This window comes from Psychrobacter sp. NG25, assembly GCF_015234355.1.
GTDB lineage: Bacteria > Pseudomonadota > Gammaproteobacteria > Pseudomonadales > Moraxellaceae > Psychrobacter.
In genome coordinates, this window is the sequence record NZ_JADGMV010000003.1 from 136,710 (window position 1) to 152,566 (window position 15,857).

Consider the following 15,857-nt stretch of genomic DNA (forward strand, 5'->3'; position numbering starts at 1 on the left):
CGTGATTTATAGGAAGGATAGTGATAAATAGAGGGGGGAAAGAGAATAGAGGGCTAAGTAATAGATTCTAATTTTCAAATTAAGTAGTAGTATTTCATGATTTTTAGACACAAAAAAACCTCAAACAATCTAATGTTTGAGGCGAAACTTGCTTAAACTCGAAAGTCTAAATTCGTTTTAAATATGGCGCAGCGGACGGGACTCGAACCCGCGACCCCCGGCGTGACAGGCCGGTATTCTAACCAACTGAACTACCGCTGCTTAGGTCTCTTTAGCATTTTACCTTTATGAAGAGGTCCACTTCGCTAAAGTAGTGGTGGGTGATGACGGATTCGAACCGCCGACATTCTGCGTGTAAGGCAGACGCTCTACCAACTGAGCTAATCACCCGCGAACAATTGCTATGCAATTTATTCAACATCAACTGAGCTCTTAAGTTTGTCACTAAGCTCCGTTGCTGTGGATGTGTATTATATAGATTTATAGTTGCCTGTCAAACAGTTTTTTAAAATTTCCGTAAATAATTTAAAATAATTTCTGTATAGCGTTATCGATAGGCGCGCAAGCCCCGTGTTTAATGAGGTGGGCATAAAAGCACTTATTATGGCTAGCTATTGTTTGATGGCTAAAAACTACTATACTATTGATAATATTTTACGACTCATGCTTTATTTATTTTAATCGTTGGAGGCTGGCATAGATAATTCCATTGTTGAACAAACTGCTACGACCTGGTCTTGGGGTGATTTTGCAGGGTTAGGGTTGGTATTGCACATTGTTCTCATGATAGTCATGACGCTACGTGTTGTGTCGGTACAGCGAAATATAGGCGTGTCGATTGCTTGGGTCGCTGTGCTCTATACAGTGCCTGTTTTTGGATTTATCGCTTATATACTGCTAGGTGAGCCAATGATTGGGCGGCGTTATCGCGAGCGGGTAGACCAAGCGGGCATATTGATGAATGATATGGCACAGCGTGAGCATTTGGTTTTTGATCAAGGAAAAGACTTATTGCCAGCCAATTATCGCGGTGTCAGTCAAATAGGCACGCGCTGGACAGGGCTTGGGGTGTTTCCTAATCATAAAATGCAGTTATTGACTGATCCCAATACTATTTTTCAGAGTCTAATCGAAGATATCAATGCTGCACAGAGCATTATCCTGATGGAATTTTATATTGTTTATCCCAAGGGGCAGGTGTTAGAAGTAATAGAAGCGTTGTCAGCGGCAGCGCAGCGCGGGGTCGAGTGTCATATATTGGCGGATAGCGTGGGCAGTTTCAGCTTCTTTAATAGTGATGCGCACCAGACATTAGAAAAAGCAGGCGTTTTTGTCCATCAGTCGCTGCCAGTGGGTCTGTTTAAGACGCTGTTTAAGCGTTCTGATTTGCGCAATCATCGTAAGCTCGTCGCTATTGATGAATATATTGGTTATATCGGTAGCTTTAACTTGGTCGATCCGAGGTTTTTTAAACAAAATAAAAATGTGGGACAGTGGATTGATGTGGCAATACGCACGACTAGCCAACACTCTATTAGTATTACGACAGCGATGGCAATCGTGGTGGCTACGGATATCGGTGCTGAAAATAATGACAATCTACACGCACTTAATAAGCGAGTAAATGGCTATACACGTAAGCTATATGTGATGAACCCAACTATTAATGACCTAAACAGTCGGGTAAAAGTACTAGGAAATAGTATCGACTATCATAAACAGCCAGATATTGGCTCGACATCCATTGTGATACCGAAGATGCCTATCGTAGAAGATGTGATTGCTCAGCTTATCCCTTCAGCACCGCAAGTGACGGAACATGTGATTTACAACACGTTAGTAACGGTGATTCATCGCGCCAATAAACGCATTCGTATTACCACTCCGTATTTTGTACCTGATGAAGCACTGTCAGGCGCATTGACGACCGCTGCTAAGCGAGGGGTAGATGTCACGCTGATTGTGCCTGAAAAAGTCGACTCATTTCTTGTGCAGCATGCATCACAAGCCTACTATCAAGAGTTGCTGGATGCGGGTGTGACCATTGCTTTGTTTAAAGGTGGGCTGTTGCATACCAAAACGGTGGTAATCGATGATGATTACTGTTTGTTTGGTACTGTGAATATCGACATGCGCAGCTTTTATTTAAACATGGAGGTCAGCTTGGCTATTTATACACCAGAGATGGTTGCCCAAGTGGCAGATTGCCAAGCGGCTTACTTAGAAAGCTGCCGGTTTTTGAGTTTAGAGGATTGGCAGCAGCGCCGAGGATCAGAGCGGCTGTTTGACAACGTCGTCCGTTTGTTTAGTCCTTTATTGTAGCGTTTTCAATTTTAGGTTAAGGTAAACCGCCGATCTTGTTTTGGTGGCGTGATAATATCATTATTTGTAGTATTCATTTATCCATATAAAGGACGCGCTTGTCTATGTATGCATCGTCTGCATCACCCCTAACGCCTTTTGACTATATTGCAGCAGGCTATTGGCAAGATTTCTTAGCCGGACGAGCCATCGCTGGTGGCATTGCTTATGAAACCGAGCTTCGTGATTGCCTGTTGGATGAGTCGCTGGCAAGTTTACAGCGCATAGATACGTTATTGTCGAAGATACGCCGTGAAATGATTAAAGTTGGTCAATGGGATGAAGCCTCACTATTGATTGATGAGCGCTATCGTAATTTTATGATGTTTTTGGCATTTTATGCTGGGCGAGTCTTAGCGCAGCAATGGCAAAGCACATCGCATTGGTACGGGCAATTTGAGCTACATAAGCGTTATCCAGAATTGTCACTCATAGCAGATGATTTTTATCAGCATATGGCAGTCATTTATTGTGATGACGCTGGAGCTAGTGCCGATACGTCATTATTTTTTGCCTTAGAGCCAATTGGGTTACGTCTATTTGGTCATATCGATAGACAGTTCGAGGCGGTACAAGGCGGTCAAGTAGCTAGCGGTCTATATCAAGCGGTTAGCGCAAGATTGCCAAAACTAAATGATAGCCAAGCAGTTGAATTAGGCATACCAGCTACAGTTGCTCAAATTACTCCAAGCCACTTAAAGCATGCAGATACAGATATAAATATAGGCTCTAACATAGAGAATGTCAAAGCAGTTGATATGCATACACCATTGGAAAAGCAGTGGGTAAATGATACGCCAGCTGCTATCCCAAAACCTAAAATACTATCTCAGCCAAATAGTCAAAGTCAGCTTGTACTATCTAAAGAAGAGCCGCCAATAGAACAGGTTAAACCAGTAGAAAGTGCTGCCTCAGAGCAGGCTATCTCTAGTCAACTGTCAAAGCCGTTATCAAATCAGCCCCTAACATCTTCAGAATCGCCTGCGCCGTCTTCGAAAGACTTATCGATGCCAGAAATGTTTACGCAACTGCGCATAGAGTTAGAGACCATTGAGGTGGTCCAGACATCTGGTCAGACTGAATATCAGCAAGCCAGTGATGTATTGGAGCAGTTTGAGCAGCACATTGCCAAGCAAAACAAGCCGCGCTCGCAAATTGTATTTTCAGAGAATCATTTGGCTGCAAAAAAACAAGCGCTATTAAAGCTACAAGAGGTGGCAAGAGCTGGTAACACCGCCGCCATGTTACGATTGGCGATATATGAGTTACTTGATGAGGGTATAGCGGCTGATAAAAACGCTGCTACAGAATCGGGTACAGCTTGGGTCAAGCAAGCGGCTAGCAAAAATGACAGTCGTGCTCAGCGCTTATTAAGTAAGATGTTTTACCAAGGTCTAGGTGTGGCTCAAGATATCGATAATGGCAAATATTGGCTAGAACAAGCGGCAGAAAATGGCCATATGGAAGCCGCAAAAATCGTGGAGCAATGGCAGCAAGCACAAGCCCTGATAACGACACAGAAGCAAGAACAGCATAGCATTAAACGTTATCAGCTATTATTTGCAGCCGTTATAGTAGTCGCGTTATTGATACTGATTATTGTTTAAAGCTTTTTTACTAAGTTAGGTGTTTAATTCCTGACTTATGTATGCGATAAAAGTTTATTGTTACGCGCTAAATTCAGGTAGAATTGGCGCAATTTTTACCGCTACCTTCTACTATTCGATCCATTACTAATCTGGGCTACTTCATGCCATCGTCTCATACCTCATCCGATTGTCCTTCATCCGCGATTGATTCTGAATCGTTGACTAGCCAAACTGTCTATCAGCCGCCGTCTTATTACCAGTTTGCCATCAGCTTACTTAAGCCCGCGTATCGACTGCAAGTATGGCGACGCTCACATAAGCGTGACAACTATCAGCAAGAAGTTGAGCAGCGTTTTGGTAAAAACTATCCATCAGTTCCAAGAGTAAATACAGAGGATGCGAGCTTCGCACCAGTAGCTCAGCCGAGCACTGATAAAGGTATCATTTGGTGCCATGCGGTCTCATTGGGTGAGACCAATACGGTCGCACCGTTACTCGATATGCTATTGGCTAGTGGGTATCAGATATGGTTAACCAACACCACTCAAACTGGCTTTGCTCGTGGTGCAAGTCGTTTCGCCGATGAGATTGCTCAAGGTCGAATGAGCCACAGTTACGTACCTGTCGATAGCCCTGCCGTGATCGAACGTTTTTTAGCTCATGTAAAGCCTAATATTGCATTGTTTGTAGAAACAGAGCTGTGGGCGAATATCTTAACCAAGCTGTCTGAACATCGTATTCCTAGTATCTTAGTCAATGGTCGGCTATCCGCGTCATCTTTTATACGTTATCAAAAGATTGGTGCTGTCAGCCGTAGCATGATGAAAAACCTTGCGTTAATTATTGCGCAAGATAATGAATCAGCCAAAAGATTTCGACAATTAGGTGCTGACAGTGCGCAAATTCGCGTGGCTGGCTCGTTGAAATGGGTGATTAATACGCCAAAAAACAATACTGCTTATAGCACCGCTCATAGTAATACGGCTGTTACTGATGCGCAGACAGTCGGTATAGAGGACGAGTATCAGCATATACAACACCAAAAAATTGAGTTGGCAACAGAGTTTGGTGTTGTAGGTCGACCGATTTGGGTGGCGGCAAGCACGCATGGTGGCGAAGAAGAAATCGCATTGTCATTGCACAAACAGCTACTGTCCAACCCCGCACTCACTGATGCGCTACTTATTATAGTACCTAGGCATCCTGAGCGTTTTGACGAAGTCGCAGCACTCATTCAAAGTACAGAATTAACCATGGCACGGCGTAGTGCGGAGGAATCTATTAGCGCAGATACGCATGTTTATCTGGCTGATAGTATGGGTGAGCTGATGACGTGGTATCAGTTGGCAGATGTGGCATTAGTTGGTGGTTCTTTGGTCGATGTAGGCGGGCATAATCCCGTTGAGCCAGCAAGTATCGCAACGCCTGTACTGATGGGATGCCATACTCAGTCTTGCCAAACGGTGGTTGATAGATTGTCAGAAGTTGGGGCATTGTATCAACCAAGTAATACGTTTTATCGTCCAGTTTCCCTAGATATGGCGAGTACAACCACTTTACCTAAGGCAGGTAAAAACAATGATGTGGCGCTTATTTATCAGCAGTTATTATCTTGGTTGAGTCATCTCGATGTCGCAAAGCAGGCAGGACAAGCAGGCGCGCAATTGACTGTGCAGAAGCAGGCCGTATTGGTGCGTCAATTCACCATGATTGAAGACGTGATTGAGCAATACTCAAATCAAGAGCTGCTATGAACTGTATATTATTGCCCGCTACGAACTTCTCGAACGACTCAGCAGTAATCAATGAGTCATCGCAAATCAGCCATGTCAATAAAGTACTGGGTGCAAAAGTCGGTGACACGCTCAAAATTGGCCAGTTAGAAGGTCATTTAGGCACTGCCATCATAAAAAGTATCAACGCCGACAGTATTCAGTTGTGTGATATTCAGCTTAGTATTGTACCGCCGCCTAAGTTAAATCTTACGGTCGTATTAGCGCTGCCACGCCCCAAAGTATTGCGACGCTTGATAATGGACATGACCGCATTGGGTGTACGTGATATTGTCCTTATCAATAGTTATCGCACGCAAAAAAGCTATTGGCAAAGCCCGATGCTTGAGCGGCTCGATGAGTTTGTATTAGAAGGACTGCAACAAGGTGTTGATACGACTGCGCCTCGTATCAGGCTAGTAAAGCGCTTTAAGCCATTTGTCGAAGATGAGCTGGCAAGTCTAATTACCAATCGTGCTATCGTCGCGCATCCGTATAGTGAATTGTCATTTGCACAGTACTTACTACAGCAATCACCACAGCAAATACTAACGCTCCCAAGTTTGGCCTGTATCGGTGCTGAAGGTGGCTGGATAGATTACGAGATAGAGCTACTTACCCGACAAGGTTGCACAGCCGTAAATATAGGCCCACGCATCTTACGTACCGAAGCCGCTGTGAATGCTGTCTTAGGACAGTGGCTGCTACAGTAGAATAGTCAGAAAACGACTAAACGTCTATGGCATTACCTTGCTTAGATGAACTAGTTACCTTCCTTAAATGCACTACTTGTATAATCTTCAGTCGGCTGCCTTATACCCATTTCAGACCTCTTTAACTATATCGAAAATACCTGAAAATACGCAAAAGTTCTTTGAGTCATTTGGCCGTCAAAGTTGATAAACAGGTATTTCAATAATAATTGCTGATTCAAAAAGTTAGCCTATCTTTGAATGAAATAAATGGATTGATAATTACTCTCATTTCGATTAGTATATCGTGTTCGTCTGTCGCAGTATTGCCCCTCGTAATAGTTAGGGTTTTATTGCCATTCTATACCGTTGCTGTCTTATCTTTTTTAGCATTATTATGGGGAAAACCATGTTATTAAGTGCCATTAGCGCTAACCTAACTTCTACCAAGCTTATCTTGCCTGTTGCCGTATTTGGCATGATGTTGGGATTGGCAGGCTGTAGCAATTCATCTACGACAGAAGAGACTGGAGAAGCGGGTACTGAAGAACAAGCTGCTAACGATGGTGCTACCGGTTCAGATGAGCAAACGATTACTATTTATTCTTCACGTAATGAGCAGTTAATTAAGCCATTGCTAGATCGTTATACCGAACAAACAGGTGTGAAGGTTGAGTTGGTGACGGACAGTACAGGCCCGCTGATGGCGCGTCTAAAAGCGGAAGGTCAGAACACGCCAGCCGATATGCTGTTGACAGTGGATGCTGGTAACTTATGGCAAGCGGCAGAGCAGGGCCTATTACAGCCAGTATCATCGTCTGTGCTAGAGGCAAATGTCCCTGCAAAATATCGCGATCCAAAAGGTCAGTGGACGGGTTTGTCATTACGCGCCCGTACTATCTTTTATGACCCAAGCAAAGTCAGTGCCGACCAGTTATCTACTTATGCAGATTTAGCCGATCCAAAATGGAAAGGCAAATTATGCTTGCGTACATCTAAGAAGGTATACAACCAATCGCTTGTGGCTAGTATGATGGAGCATTTGGGCGAAGAAAAAACAGAAGAAATCGTTCGTGGTTGGGTTGATAACTTAGCTACCGATGTATTCAGTGATGACGTTGCTATGCTAGAAGCCATCGCCGCTGGTCAGTGTGAAGTGGGTGTTGCCAATAGTTACTATTACGGTCGTCTGCTAGATGAAAGACCAGACTTCCCTGTCAGTATATTTTGGGCAAACCAAGACACGACTGGTACGCATGTGAACATCTCAGGCGCTGGTGTGGTAGCTGGATCTGATAATCCAGACGGTACGCTTAAACTAATAGAGTGGTTGTCATCTGATGAGGCGCAAGGCCTGTATGCCAGTTCAGATAAAGAGTTCCCAGTCAAAGAAGGTATTGATGAGTCAGACCTACTCAGATCATGGGGCCCATTCAACAAAGATGACATCAGCGTGCAGAAGTTTGGTGAATTACAAACCCAAGCCATCCAGTTGATGGACAAAGCAGGTTATAAATAGGCGTCATGACCAATAATACCAATCTTAAAAACGAGAATAAGCTAGCTGGCTAAGTTTGATACGGCTCATCGTGTTTTTGAGGTTGGTATGATGTAAGGTCTCTATGCGTATGACACGGTAATAATTTATGAGCACAATGCCAGGCGCGTCTGTACGTCAGAATGATACAGTCAATGACACGGTAATTGATAATACTATTATTGATAAGCATCAGATTGTCAGCCAAGACCATACCCTCCGTAAACGTATCCTCTCAAAATCAGTCTTAGGACTGATTTCGTTGTTTATGCTTGTGCCAATTTTAATCGTACTGCTGTCGTGGACACAGCCTGTCGCGGATATTTGGGGTCACATGGCGGAGTATGTACTACCGCAAGTCCTAAAAAACACCGCGATTTTATTGTTAATGGTAGTGGCTATTTCTGGAACGGTTGGCACCGCGCTTGCTTGGGTGACGAGCATGTACCGATTCCCTGGGCAGCGGTTTTTTTCGTGGGCGTTGATGTTGCCGCTTGCGATACCTGCCTATGTATTGGCGTTTGTTACCCTCGGTATTGTAGATTTTAGTGGGCCGTTACAGACAGGTCTACGTGATATGGGTATCGGCACTGCAATTCCTTCGGTACGCAATGTCTGGGGTGCAGGTTTGGTATTATCCCTAGCATTTTATCCCTACGTTTATCTGTTGGCACGCCAAGCGTTTTTATCGCAGGGCAGGCGGGCGATAGAGGCGGGGCAGATGCTAGGCTTAAGCCGTGGCCGCGTATTTTTTCGTTTGGCATTACCGCAAGCACTACCGTGGATTATTGGTGGTCTATTATTGGCCAGCATGGAGACACTTGCAGACTTTGGCGCAGTATCTGTCTTTAATGTTGATACATTTACAACGGCTATTTACAAAGCTTGGTTTGGCTTCTTCAGTCTAACGACCGCGGCACAATTGGCGGCATTATTAATCGGCATGATATTTATCGTTGTCTTGTTTGAGCAGTATTGGCAGGCAAAGCGCGGTCAGTCTATCACTCAAGGCAGTAGCCAGCGTTTTGAAGTTAGTAAATCAGCTAAATGGGCCATGACATTACTGTGTACGGTCGTGTTTTCAGTGGCTTTTTTCATACCGTTTCTTCAGCTTATCTATTGGACCGCATTAAACTTTAGGCAAGATTTTGATGCACGTTATATTGGTTTTGTGACCAATAGCCTTATGATTGCAAGTATGACCACGATTTTCATCGGCTTTTTGGCCATTATTATTGCGTGGATAAAACGTCAATATCCTGATAGGTCAACCAAGCTAATGACCACTTTGGCCAATTTGGGTTATGTGGTACCCGGTACGGTATTGGCTGTCGGAATATTTATTCCAATTGCATGGCTAGACAATCAAATGATTGCCTTTGGCATTACGTCACAGCAAGTACTATCAGGCAGTGTTATTGTTATGCTATTGGCACTATCAACGCGCTTTATGACCGTTAGTTTCCAACCCGTCGATCGTCAATTACAACGGCTGACCGTCAATCAAGAGGCGGCTGCTAAATTACTGAGTGATAGCGCTTATCAACGATGGCGACATGTGATGTTACCAGTACTCAGTCCTGGTGTACTGACTGCGTTATTGATGGGTTTTGTCGAAGTGATGAAAGAGATGCCGATTACGCTAATGACCAGACGTCAAGGTTGGGATACATTGGCAGTACGGGTATTTGAGATGACCAGTGAAGGCATGTGGGGACGAGCCGCGTTGCCAAGCTTATTGATTGTGCTGGTTGGTCTGTTGCCTGTCTGGATACTATTGCGTCAAAGCGACAAACAAAGCTAAAAGTGGTGTTAACATTCACCTCAAATATTATAGTCTTTTGTCGCGCCCTCTCTATCGTTCTACTGCTTTATCTATGGATTTTATTTACTAATCGCTAACTGGTACCGTCTATGCACACTGATTCAATCAAAGGCTCATCAGGCTCTCAATCAATGGATACTGAAGCAAGTACTAGTACCAGCCCTTATTTTAGTGTGCAAGATTTAATCGTCGGTTATGACGATACGATTATCGTTAATGGACTGTCGCTAGTACTACAGCAAGGCGAGATTGGTTGCTTTTTGGGTTACAGCGGTTGCGGCAAGACCACCGCATTACGCGCCATTGCAGGGCTAGAGCAAAGTCGCGGCGGTAATATTCATCTGAGTAATCAGTGTTTAACAGATATCACCGATCGTAAGTCCTATGCAGTAGCGCCTGCCAAGCGTGGCATGGGGATGGTGTTTCAGGACTATGCATTATTCGGTCACCTTAGCGTGGCAAAGAACATCGCTTTTGGTCTCAACAAATGGTCTGCCGCTGACAAAAAAGCACGAGTGGCTGAAATGCTAAGCCTTGTTGAGTTGACCGAGCACGCGGATAAACGCCCAAATGAGCTTTCAGGTGGACAGCAGCAGCGAGTAGCCTTAGCCCGTGCATTAGCGCCGAAGCCCAAACTATTGCTACTTGATGAGCCGTTTTCGAATTTGGATGTTGTACTACGCGAATCATTGGCAATGAATGTCCGTGATATTCTAAAACGCACCAATACCACGGCTATTCTTGTCACTCATGATCAAAATGAAGCCTTTGCATTAGCGGATAAAGTTGGGGTAATGCAAGCAGGTAAGTTGGTGCAGTGGGCGACGCCGAGCGAGCTCTATCATGAGCCAGTCAGTCCTTTCGTTGCTGAGTTCGTCGGCGAGGGCGCGATGATAGATGGCATCATCAAAGAAGGTCATGTTGAGACAGCATTGGGTAATATTTATCGCCGTATGGAAGTTCATGATGAGTCGGGTCAATCGCAGTACTGTGAGTATGATTATCCAAATGGTACATTGATTAAAGTATTGGTACGCCCTGACGATATCATTCATGACGATGATAGTAAGCAGACGGCATTGGTTATCGGACGTGTGTTTCGCGGTGCTAACTATCTATATCGCTTACAACTCGACGATGGGCAGACTGTACTGTCTCTAGTTGCCAGTCATCACAACCATGGCATTGGTACACGTATCGGCATTTTACCTATGCTTGAGCATATAGTCGTGTTTGATGAAAAGAACATCAATGCGACTACGTGGTCAGAGTACGATAGGTCAGAAGAGACACAGTAGTGGTTAGCAGACACTGCTCAAAAGACCCGATTTTTTATACTTATCTCTTAAGAAACAAGTAAGAAAGCTCAGATAGATGAGTGGTTACGTACTAATTTAACGAGTGGCTAGTATGTGCAAATAGCGTCCCAACCACTTGTACGGCTCTAATTGCGAATAGCGTAGTTCCATCCGAATGACTGCTTCTGGGTCGTTATGCCCCCCACGTTTGAGCGGTGCATAGTCATGAAACACGCGCAGACCGCTGGTGCGCACCGTTTTATAATGATGTATGGCTAGCCAAGACTCTACTTCTTCTTTGGCGACAGGATAGTTAGGCGTTAGGCTTTTTTTGTTATCAGCTTTGTATTCGGGATTATCAAGTAAATTAAAATTTCCCATAATTAGGTTTCGATAATCAAAGCTCGCTGGGTTGTAAAAGCACAGTGATAGCGCACCATTATCTGTTAGCTGCTGATCAAAAAAGCTCATGACAGCAGATGGCTCTGCCAACCATTCAAGTAGCGCATGACAGAGTATCAAATCAAATTTTTCTGTTCCTGCCTGAGGCAGCTTTCCTACCAGATCTTGATACGGGCAAACATGCCATGTGATATCTAAAACTTGATCACTCTTTTCCGCGCTTGCTTTTGCTTTTTCTAGCATATTCTCAGAGATATCATTGATAACCAGCGTGTGACCTTGAGCAGCAAGTTCTATCGAAATCTGAGCCAATCCTGCACCCACATCTAAGATACGTAGCGGTCGATTCAGATCTTTGCTCATTTGTGTGCAATACTCAAAGATGTCACGGCGCAGTACTGCCAGTCGTATGTCACCTTTTAAACCACCGTACACTTTCTTTTCAAAATGATCTGCAATAGCATCAAAGCTACGATCTGCTCGATCGACCTCTATTGGTATGGAGTGGTTTGAGTCAGGTTGGCTGTCTTGAGGTTTAGTTGGCATAAGGTATTTAGATCAATAATTAAGAGGTTTAGAGTATAGTCAGCGAACTACTAAACCGCTACGGTGTTACCCTCCCTAGAGGTACTATATGTACAATCTGCGGTCGGCTGCCTTGTAGCTGTTTTAGATTTCTTTGACTATAAGAAAAGTATTCAGTTCAATCTAGCGTTTCAAACGTCTGTTAATGACCCATTTAAAAATGATTTTCGATAAAATAATAATGACAAATACCACGATAACAAACACCCACATACCATTGCCTTGTAGGTTTTCTCGATAGGCTTTTGCCAAGTATGCTGATAGAGCCATTGCGACTAAAAGTGCGCCCCAACGGACATAAGGTACAGCACGATTGTTATGGTTAGGAAATTTAGAAACATAATCGCTCGAAAAGCTATATAGCACCATTACTAAAATCCAAACAATCGCAAGAATGATATCCATAATAAGAGTAGCCTGTTAAGTCGTTATTTAAGTGATGTAAAAGATAAGTTAGTGTAGCGTTTAATTTTTTTTTGTCTAGGGCATGTATTCAATTTACTCGATAGTCATTTGAATAGGCTAAGTGGGCTAAAAACAGCAAAATCAGCCAATCAAAACGTCCCTGTTAGTAATATATTTTCAGAGGCTACTGATTGCTTCAAATATTGCGGTTAATAGGCTGTTTTGCTTGATTTTAATGGCAGTCAGAACCCCCTAAATCGGCAAATTTGTGCTAAAATAGCTTCTTTATTTTACTATCAAAAATATCATCATTTTCCCAGTATTTTTCACGCTTTATAGTGTTGCTATGCCTGTTGTATTTATTGGTTGTTACCGATACTTAATGAGGTCGATACGCTATCTATAAAGCCTGCAAAATTAATAGCGTGGATATGAGTGAAGGAGTGTATATGAGCGAGTCGGTCAGTCCTATTGGCATTGTAGATGAACTGAAGCAGTCCTATCTGGATTATGCGATGAGCGTGATTGTCTCGCGTGCGCTACCTGATGTACGTGATGGGTTCAAGCCTGTCCATCGCCGCGTGATGTATGCCATGCATGTGCTATCTAATGACTACAATAAGCCATACAAGAAGTCAGCACGTGTGGTCGGTGATGTCATCGGTAAGTACCATCCGCATGGTGACAGCGCGGTATATGATGCGATTGTCCGTATGGCGCAGGATTTTAGCTTGCGTTACCCGATGGTTGATGGTCAAGGTAACTTTGGCTCGATCGATGATGATCCTCCGGCAGCCATGCGTTATACCGAAGTACGTATGACCAAACTGACCCACCAAATGCTTGCTGATTTGGACAAAGACACCGTCGATTGGGAAGACAACTACGACGGCTCTGAGCGCATGCCAAGCGTCATGCCAGCGCGTATTCCTAACCTATTAGTCAATGGTGCAACCGGTATTGCTGTCGGTATGGCGACCAACATGGCGCCGCATAACTTGACCGAAGTGATTAATGCGTGTTTGGCATATGCCGAAAACCCACAAGTTTCAGCTGAAGAGCTGATGTCACATATCTCAGGTCCTGATTTTCCTACGGGCGGTATCATCTATGGCCGTGCCGGTATCTTAGATGCTTATCGCACTGGTAAAGGCCGTTTGCACATCCGCGGCCGTTATCATATCGAACCGATGAGCAATGCTGGTGTTAACCGTGATCGCGAGCGCATTGTGTTCACAGAAGTACCTTATCAAACCAATAAAGCCAAGTTGATTGAACGTATCGCAGAATTGGTTCGTGATAAAAAAATCGAAGGCATTAGCGAAATTCGTGATGAGTCTGATAAAGACGGTATGCGTATCGCTATTGACTTGCGTCGTGGTGAGACTGCTGAAGTTATTGTTAATAACTTGTTCTTACAAACACCACTTGAGTCTAGCTTTAGTATCAATATGGTGGCGCTTGATAATGGCCAGCCAAAACTATTGACCTTGCGCCAGCTGATTGCTGCTTTCGTCCGCCATCGTCAAGAAGTAGTGACACGTCGTACGATTTATGAATTGAACAAAGCGCGCGTTCGTGGTCATCTGCTTGAAGGCCTAACGGTCGCACTAGCCAATATCGACGAAATTATTGCGACGATTAAAGCTTCTGCAAACCGCGGCTTAGCACGTGAAAGCTTGTTAAATAATACGTGGGGCTCAGGCAGCGTCGTTGCGATGCTTACCGCTGCTGGTAGTCAGTCTGTACGTCCTGAGTTTATCGAAGGCGAAGATCCTAAAGCGCCATTTGGTCTGATCGAAAGTGAAGAACGTTATCGCTTGTCCCTTGAGCAGGTCAATGCCATTTTAGATATGCAGTTGCATCGTCTGACGGGTCTTGAGCAAGACAAATTGACAGAAGAATATCAGGATCTATTGCGTGAAATCGCGCATTTAGAGTCTATTCTTGGCGACTTTGATAAGTTAATGGCCATTATTTCTAATGAGATGATTGAGATTCGTGATAACTTTGGTGATGAGCGTCGTACCGATATCATCGATTCACGTATGGACTTTAACCGTGAAGACCTCATTCCTGAACAGACGGTCGTGATGACAGTATCACGTACTGGTTATGCAAAAACGCAGCCGATTGACGATTATGTCGCGCAAAAACGTGGCGGTAAAGGTAAGTCTGCAACGGCAATGAAAGAAGATGATGTGATTGATCATCTGATTGTAACCTCAACGCATGCGACGGTATTGTGCTTCACGGATAGTGGGCGTGTCTTTAGCTTACGTGGCTTTGAAGTGCCAATTGCTAGCCGCGGTGCACGTGGCCGTCCATTGGTCAATCTAATCGGCTTAAATGGTGATGAAACCGTTACAACGATATTGCCGATTCCAAAAATTGTAGAAGACGTATCAGTAACAGGCGAAATATCAGACGCAGACATCTTAATAGATAGCGATGATGACTCATTAGAGGGCAGTAACCAAGCAGAGGCGCCTTTTGTATTCTTTGCAACAGCTAATGGTACAGTGAAACGTGTTGAGCTCAAGCAGTTTGCCAATATTCGCTCGAACGGTCTCATTGCAGTTGGGTTAGAAGAAGGCGATAAGCTGGTCAGCGCTCGTATTACTAATGGTAGCCAAGAAGTGATGCTATTTGCTTCAAGTGGTAAAGCCATTCGTTTTGATGAAAACGATGCTCGTGCGATGGGCCGTACTGCGAAAGGCGTCCGTGGTATGCGTCTGTCTGCTGAAGAATTTATCAAGTCACTGGTCGTTATTGAAGACGATGTACGCGAAATCTTAATTGCTTGTGAAAACGGCTTCGGTAAACGTACCTTGATTGATGAGTTCAATACGCAAAATCGTGGTGGTGGCGGTGTTATCGCTATTAAGACCAGTGAGCGTAATGGTGCGCTGGTTCGTGCCACTAAGGTTGATCCTGAAGACGACATCATTCTAATCTCAGACAAAGGCACGTTAGTTCGTACGCCAGTTCAGCATGTGGCCAGTTCTGGTCGTAATACGCAAGGTGTCACGCTGATTCGTCTATCAAAAGATGAAAAACTGGTTGCCATGGCGCGTGTTGAGCACGAAGAAAGCGACGATGAACTCGTCGATGCTATGAGAGAAGACGGTACATTTGAAGTAGAAGGTCAAGAGCAGATAGACATCGATGCGGCGACTGGTAACGCAGTGCCGACCGACGTCAGTGACGTTATTGATATTGCAAATAGTGATGAATTAGACGGCGAGTAAGTGTCTCAGTAGTTAGCTTTTTGATCTAGTCTTATATGATTGTTCTAGAAAAGCCTCTGACGTTATCGTCGGAGGCTTTTTTGTTTTTCTGAGGTTTATTAATTTTGAGATCTGCTGTTGGCTCTTAAGTTATATAAACC

10 protein-coding genes and 2 tRNA genes are annotated in these 15,857 nt (G+C 44.1%); 8 read left to right on the top strand and 4 right to left on the bottom strand.

The window, feature by feature from the left end; genetic code table 11:
* Positions 1-184 precede the first annotated feature (184 nt).
* Positions 185-261: transfer RNA gene (locus IPZ60_RS05950), tRNA-Asp, on the bottom strand.
* A 53-nt stretch (positions 262-314) separates the two neighbouring features.
* A tRNA-Val gene (locus IPZ60_RS05955) sits at positions 315-390 on the bottom strand.
* A gap of 294 nt (positions 391-684) precedes the next feature.
* On the opposite strand from IPZ60_RS05955, the gene IPZ60_RS05960 reads away from it, so the two are divergent.
* The 7 genes from IPZ60_RS05960 to IPZ60_RS05990 all read left to right on the top strand — a co-directional run bounded on the left by IPZ60_RS05960 (position 685) and on the right by IPZ60_RS05990 (position 11,074).
* Complete coding sequence (locus IPZ60_RS05960) at positions 685-2,322, top strand: cardiolipin synthase (RefSeq protein WP_265087445.1); 1,638 nt, start codon at positions 685-687, stop codon at positions 2,320-2,322.
* Between the two features lie 104 nt (positions 2,323-2,426).
* Positions 2,427-3,968, top strand: a complete 1,542-nt coding sequence (locus IPZ60_RS05965; protein WP_194196941.1) for a tetratricopeptide repeat protein — start codon at positions 2,427-2,429, stop codon at positions 3,966-3,968.
* Between the two features lie 143 nt (positions 3,969-4,111).
* Entirely contained in the window at positions 4,112-5,704 is a 1,593-nt protein-coding gene (locus IPZ60_RS05970) for a 3-deoxy-D-manno-octulosonic acid transferase (protein WP_194196942.1), read from the top strand.
* A complete protein-coding gene (locus tag IPZ60_RS05975) occupies positions 5,701-6,435 on the top strand; it encodes a 16S rRNA (uracil(1498)-N(3))-methyltransferase (protein WP_194196943.1) in 735 nt (244 codons plus the stop codon). The genes IPZ60_RS05970 and IPZ60_RS05975 overlap by 4 nt, the downstream gene beginning before the upstream one ends.
* A 388-nt stretch (positions 6,436-6,823) precedes the next feature.
* Positions 6,824-7,933, top strand: coding sequence for an extracellular solute-binding protein (locus IPZ60_RS05980; protein WP_194196944.1), 1,110 nt, complete (start codon positions 6,824-6,826; stop codon positions 7,931-7,933).
* 127 nt (positions 7,934-8,060) lie between these two features.
* Positions 8,061-9,755: an iron ABC transporter permease gene (locus IPZ60_RS05985; protein WP_194196945.1), complete on the top strand. Its 1,695-nt coding sequence runs from the start codon at positions 8,061-8,063 to the stop codon at positions 9,753-9,755.
* 152 nt (positions 9,756-9,907) lie between these two features.
* Complete coding sequence (locus IPZ60_RS05990; protein WP_194197133.1) at positions 9,908-11,074, top strand: ABC transporter ATP-binding protein; 1,167 nt, start codon at positions 9,908-9,910, stop codon at positions 11,072-11,074.
* 96 nt (positions 11,075-11,170) lie between these two features.
* Here the strand turns inward: IPZ60_RS05990 and IPZ60_RS05995 are convergent, their stop codons facing one another.
* Positions 11,171-12,022, bottom strand: a complete 852-nt coding sequence (locus IPZ60_RS05995; protein ID WP_194196946.1) for a methyltransferase domain-containing protein — start codon at positions 12,020-12,022, stop codon at positions 11,171-11,173.
* Between the two features lie 162 nt (positions 12,023-12,184).
* The gene (locus tag IPZ60_RS06000) at positions 12,185-12,466 is read right to left on the bottom strand and encodes a hypothetical protein (RefSeq protein WP_194196947.1); all 282 of its coding nucleotides are present in this window, start codon (positions 12,464-12,466) and stop codon (positions 12,185-12,187) included.
* Between the two features lie 449 nt (positions 12,467-12,915).
* Here IPZ60_RS06000 and gyrA point away from each other — a divergent pair, with 449 nt between their 5' ends.
* The gene (gyrA, locus tag IPZ60_RS06005; protein WP_194196948.1) at positions 12,916-15,717 is read left to right on the top strand and encodes a DNA gyrase subunit A; all 2,802 of its coding nucleotides are present in this window, start codon (positions 12,916-12,918) and stop codon (positions 15,715-15,717) included.
* Positions 15,718-15,857 lie beyond the last annotated feature (140 nt).

What these genes read in the sequence shown, in the direction of transcription:
- IPZ60_RS05965 (WP_194196941.1), top strand. Translation starts at nt 2,427, where the DNA reads ATGTATGCATCGTCTGCATCACCCCTAACGCCTTTTGACTATATTGCA.
- IPZ60_RS05970 (WP_194196942.1), top strand. Translation starts at nt 4,112, where the DNA reads ATGCCATCGTCTCATACCTCATCCGATTGTCCTTCATCCGCGATTGAT.
- IPZ60_RS05975 (WP_194196943.1), top strand. Translation starts at nt 5,701, where the DNA reads ATGAACTGTATATTATTGCCCGCTACGAACTTCTCGAACGACTCAGCA.
- IPZ60_RS05980 (WP_194196944.1), top strand. Translation starts at nt 6,824, where the DNA reads ATGTTATTAAGTGCCATTAGCGCTAACCTAACTTCTACCAAGCTTATC.
- IPZ60_RS05985 (WP_194196945.1), top strand. Translation starts at nt 8,061, where the DNA reads ATGAGCACAATGCCAGGCGCGTCTGTACGTCAGAATGATACAGTCAAT.
- IPZ60_RS05990 (WP_194197133.1), top strand. Translation starts at nt 9,908, where the DNA reads ATGGATACTGAAGCAAGTACTAGTACCAGCCCTTATTTTAGTGTGCAA.
- IPZ60_RS05995 (WP_194196946.1), bottom strand. Translation starts at nt 12,022, where the DNA reads ATGCCAACTAAACCTCAAGACAGCCAACCTGACTCAAACCACTCCATA.
- IPZ60_RS06000 (WP_194196947.1), bottom strand. Translation starts at nt 12,466, where the DNA reads ATGGATATCATTCTTGCGATTGTTTGGATTTTAGTAATGGTGCTATAT.
- gyrA (WP_194196948.1), top strand. Translation starts at nt 12,916, where the DNA reads ATGAGCGAGTCGGTCAGTCCTATTGGCATTGTAGATGAACTGAAGCAG.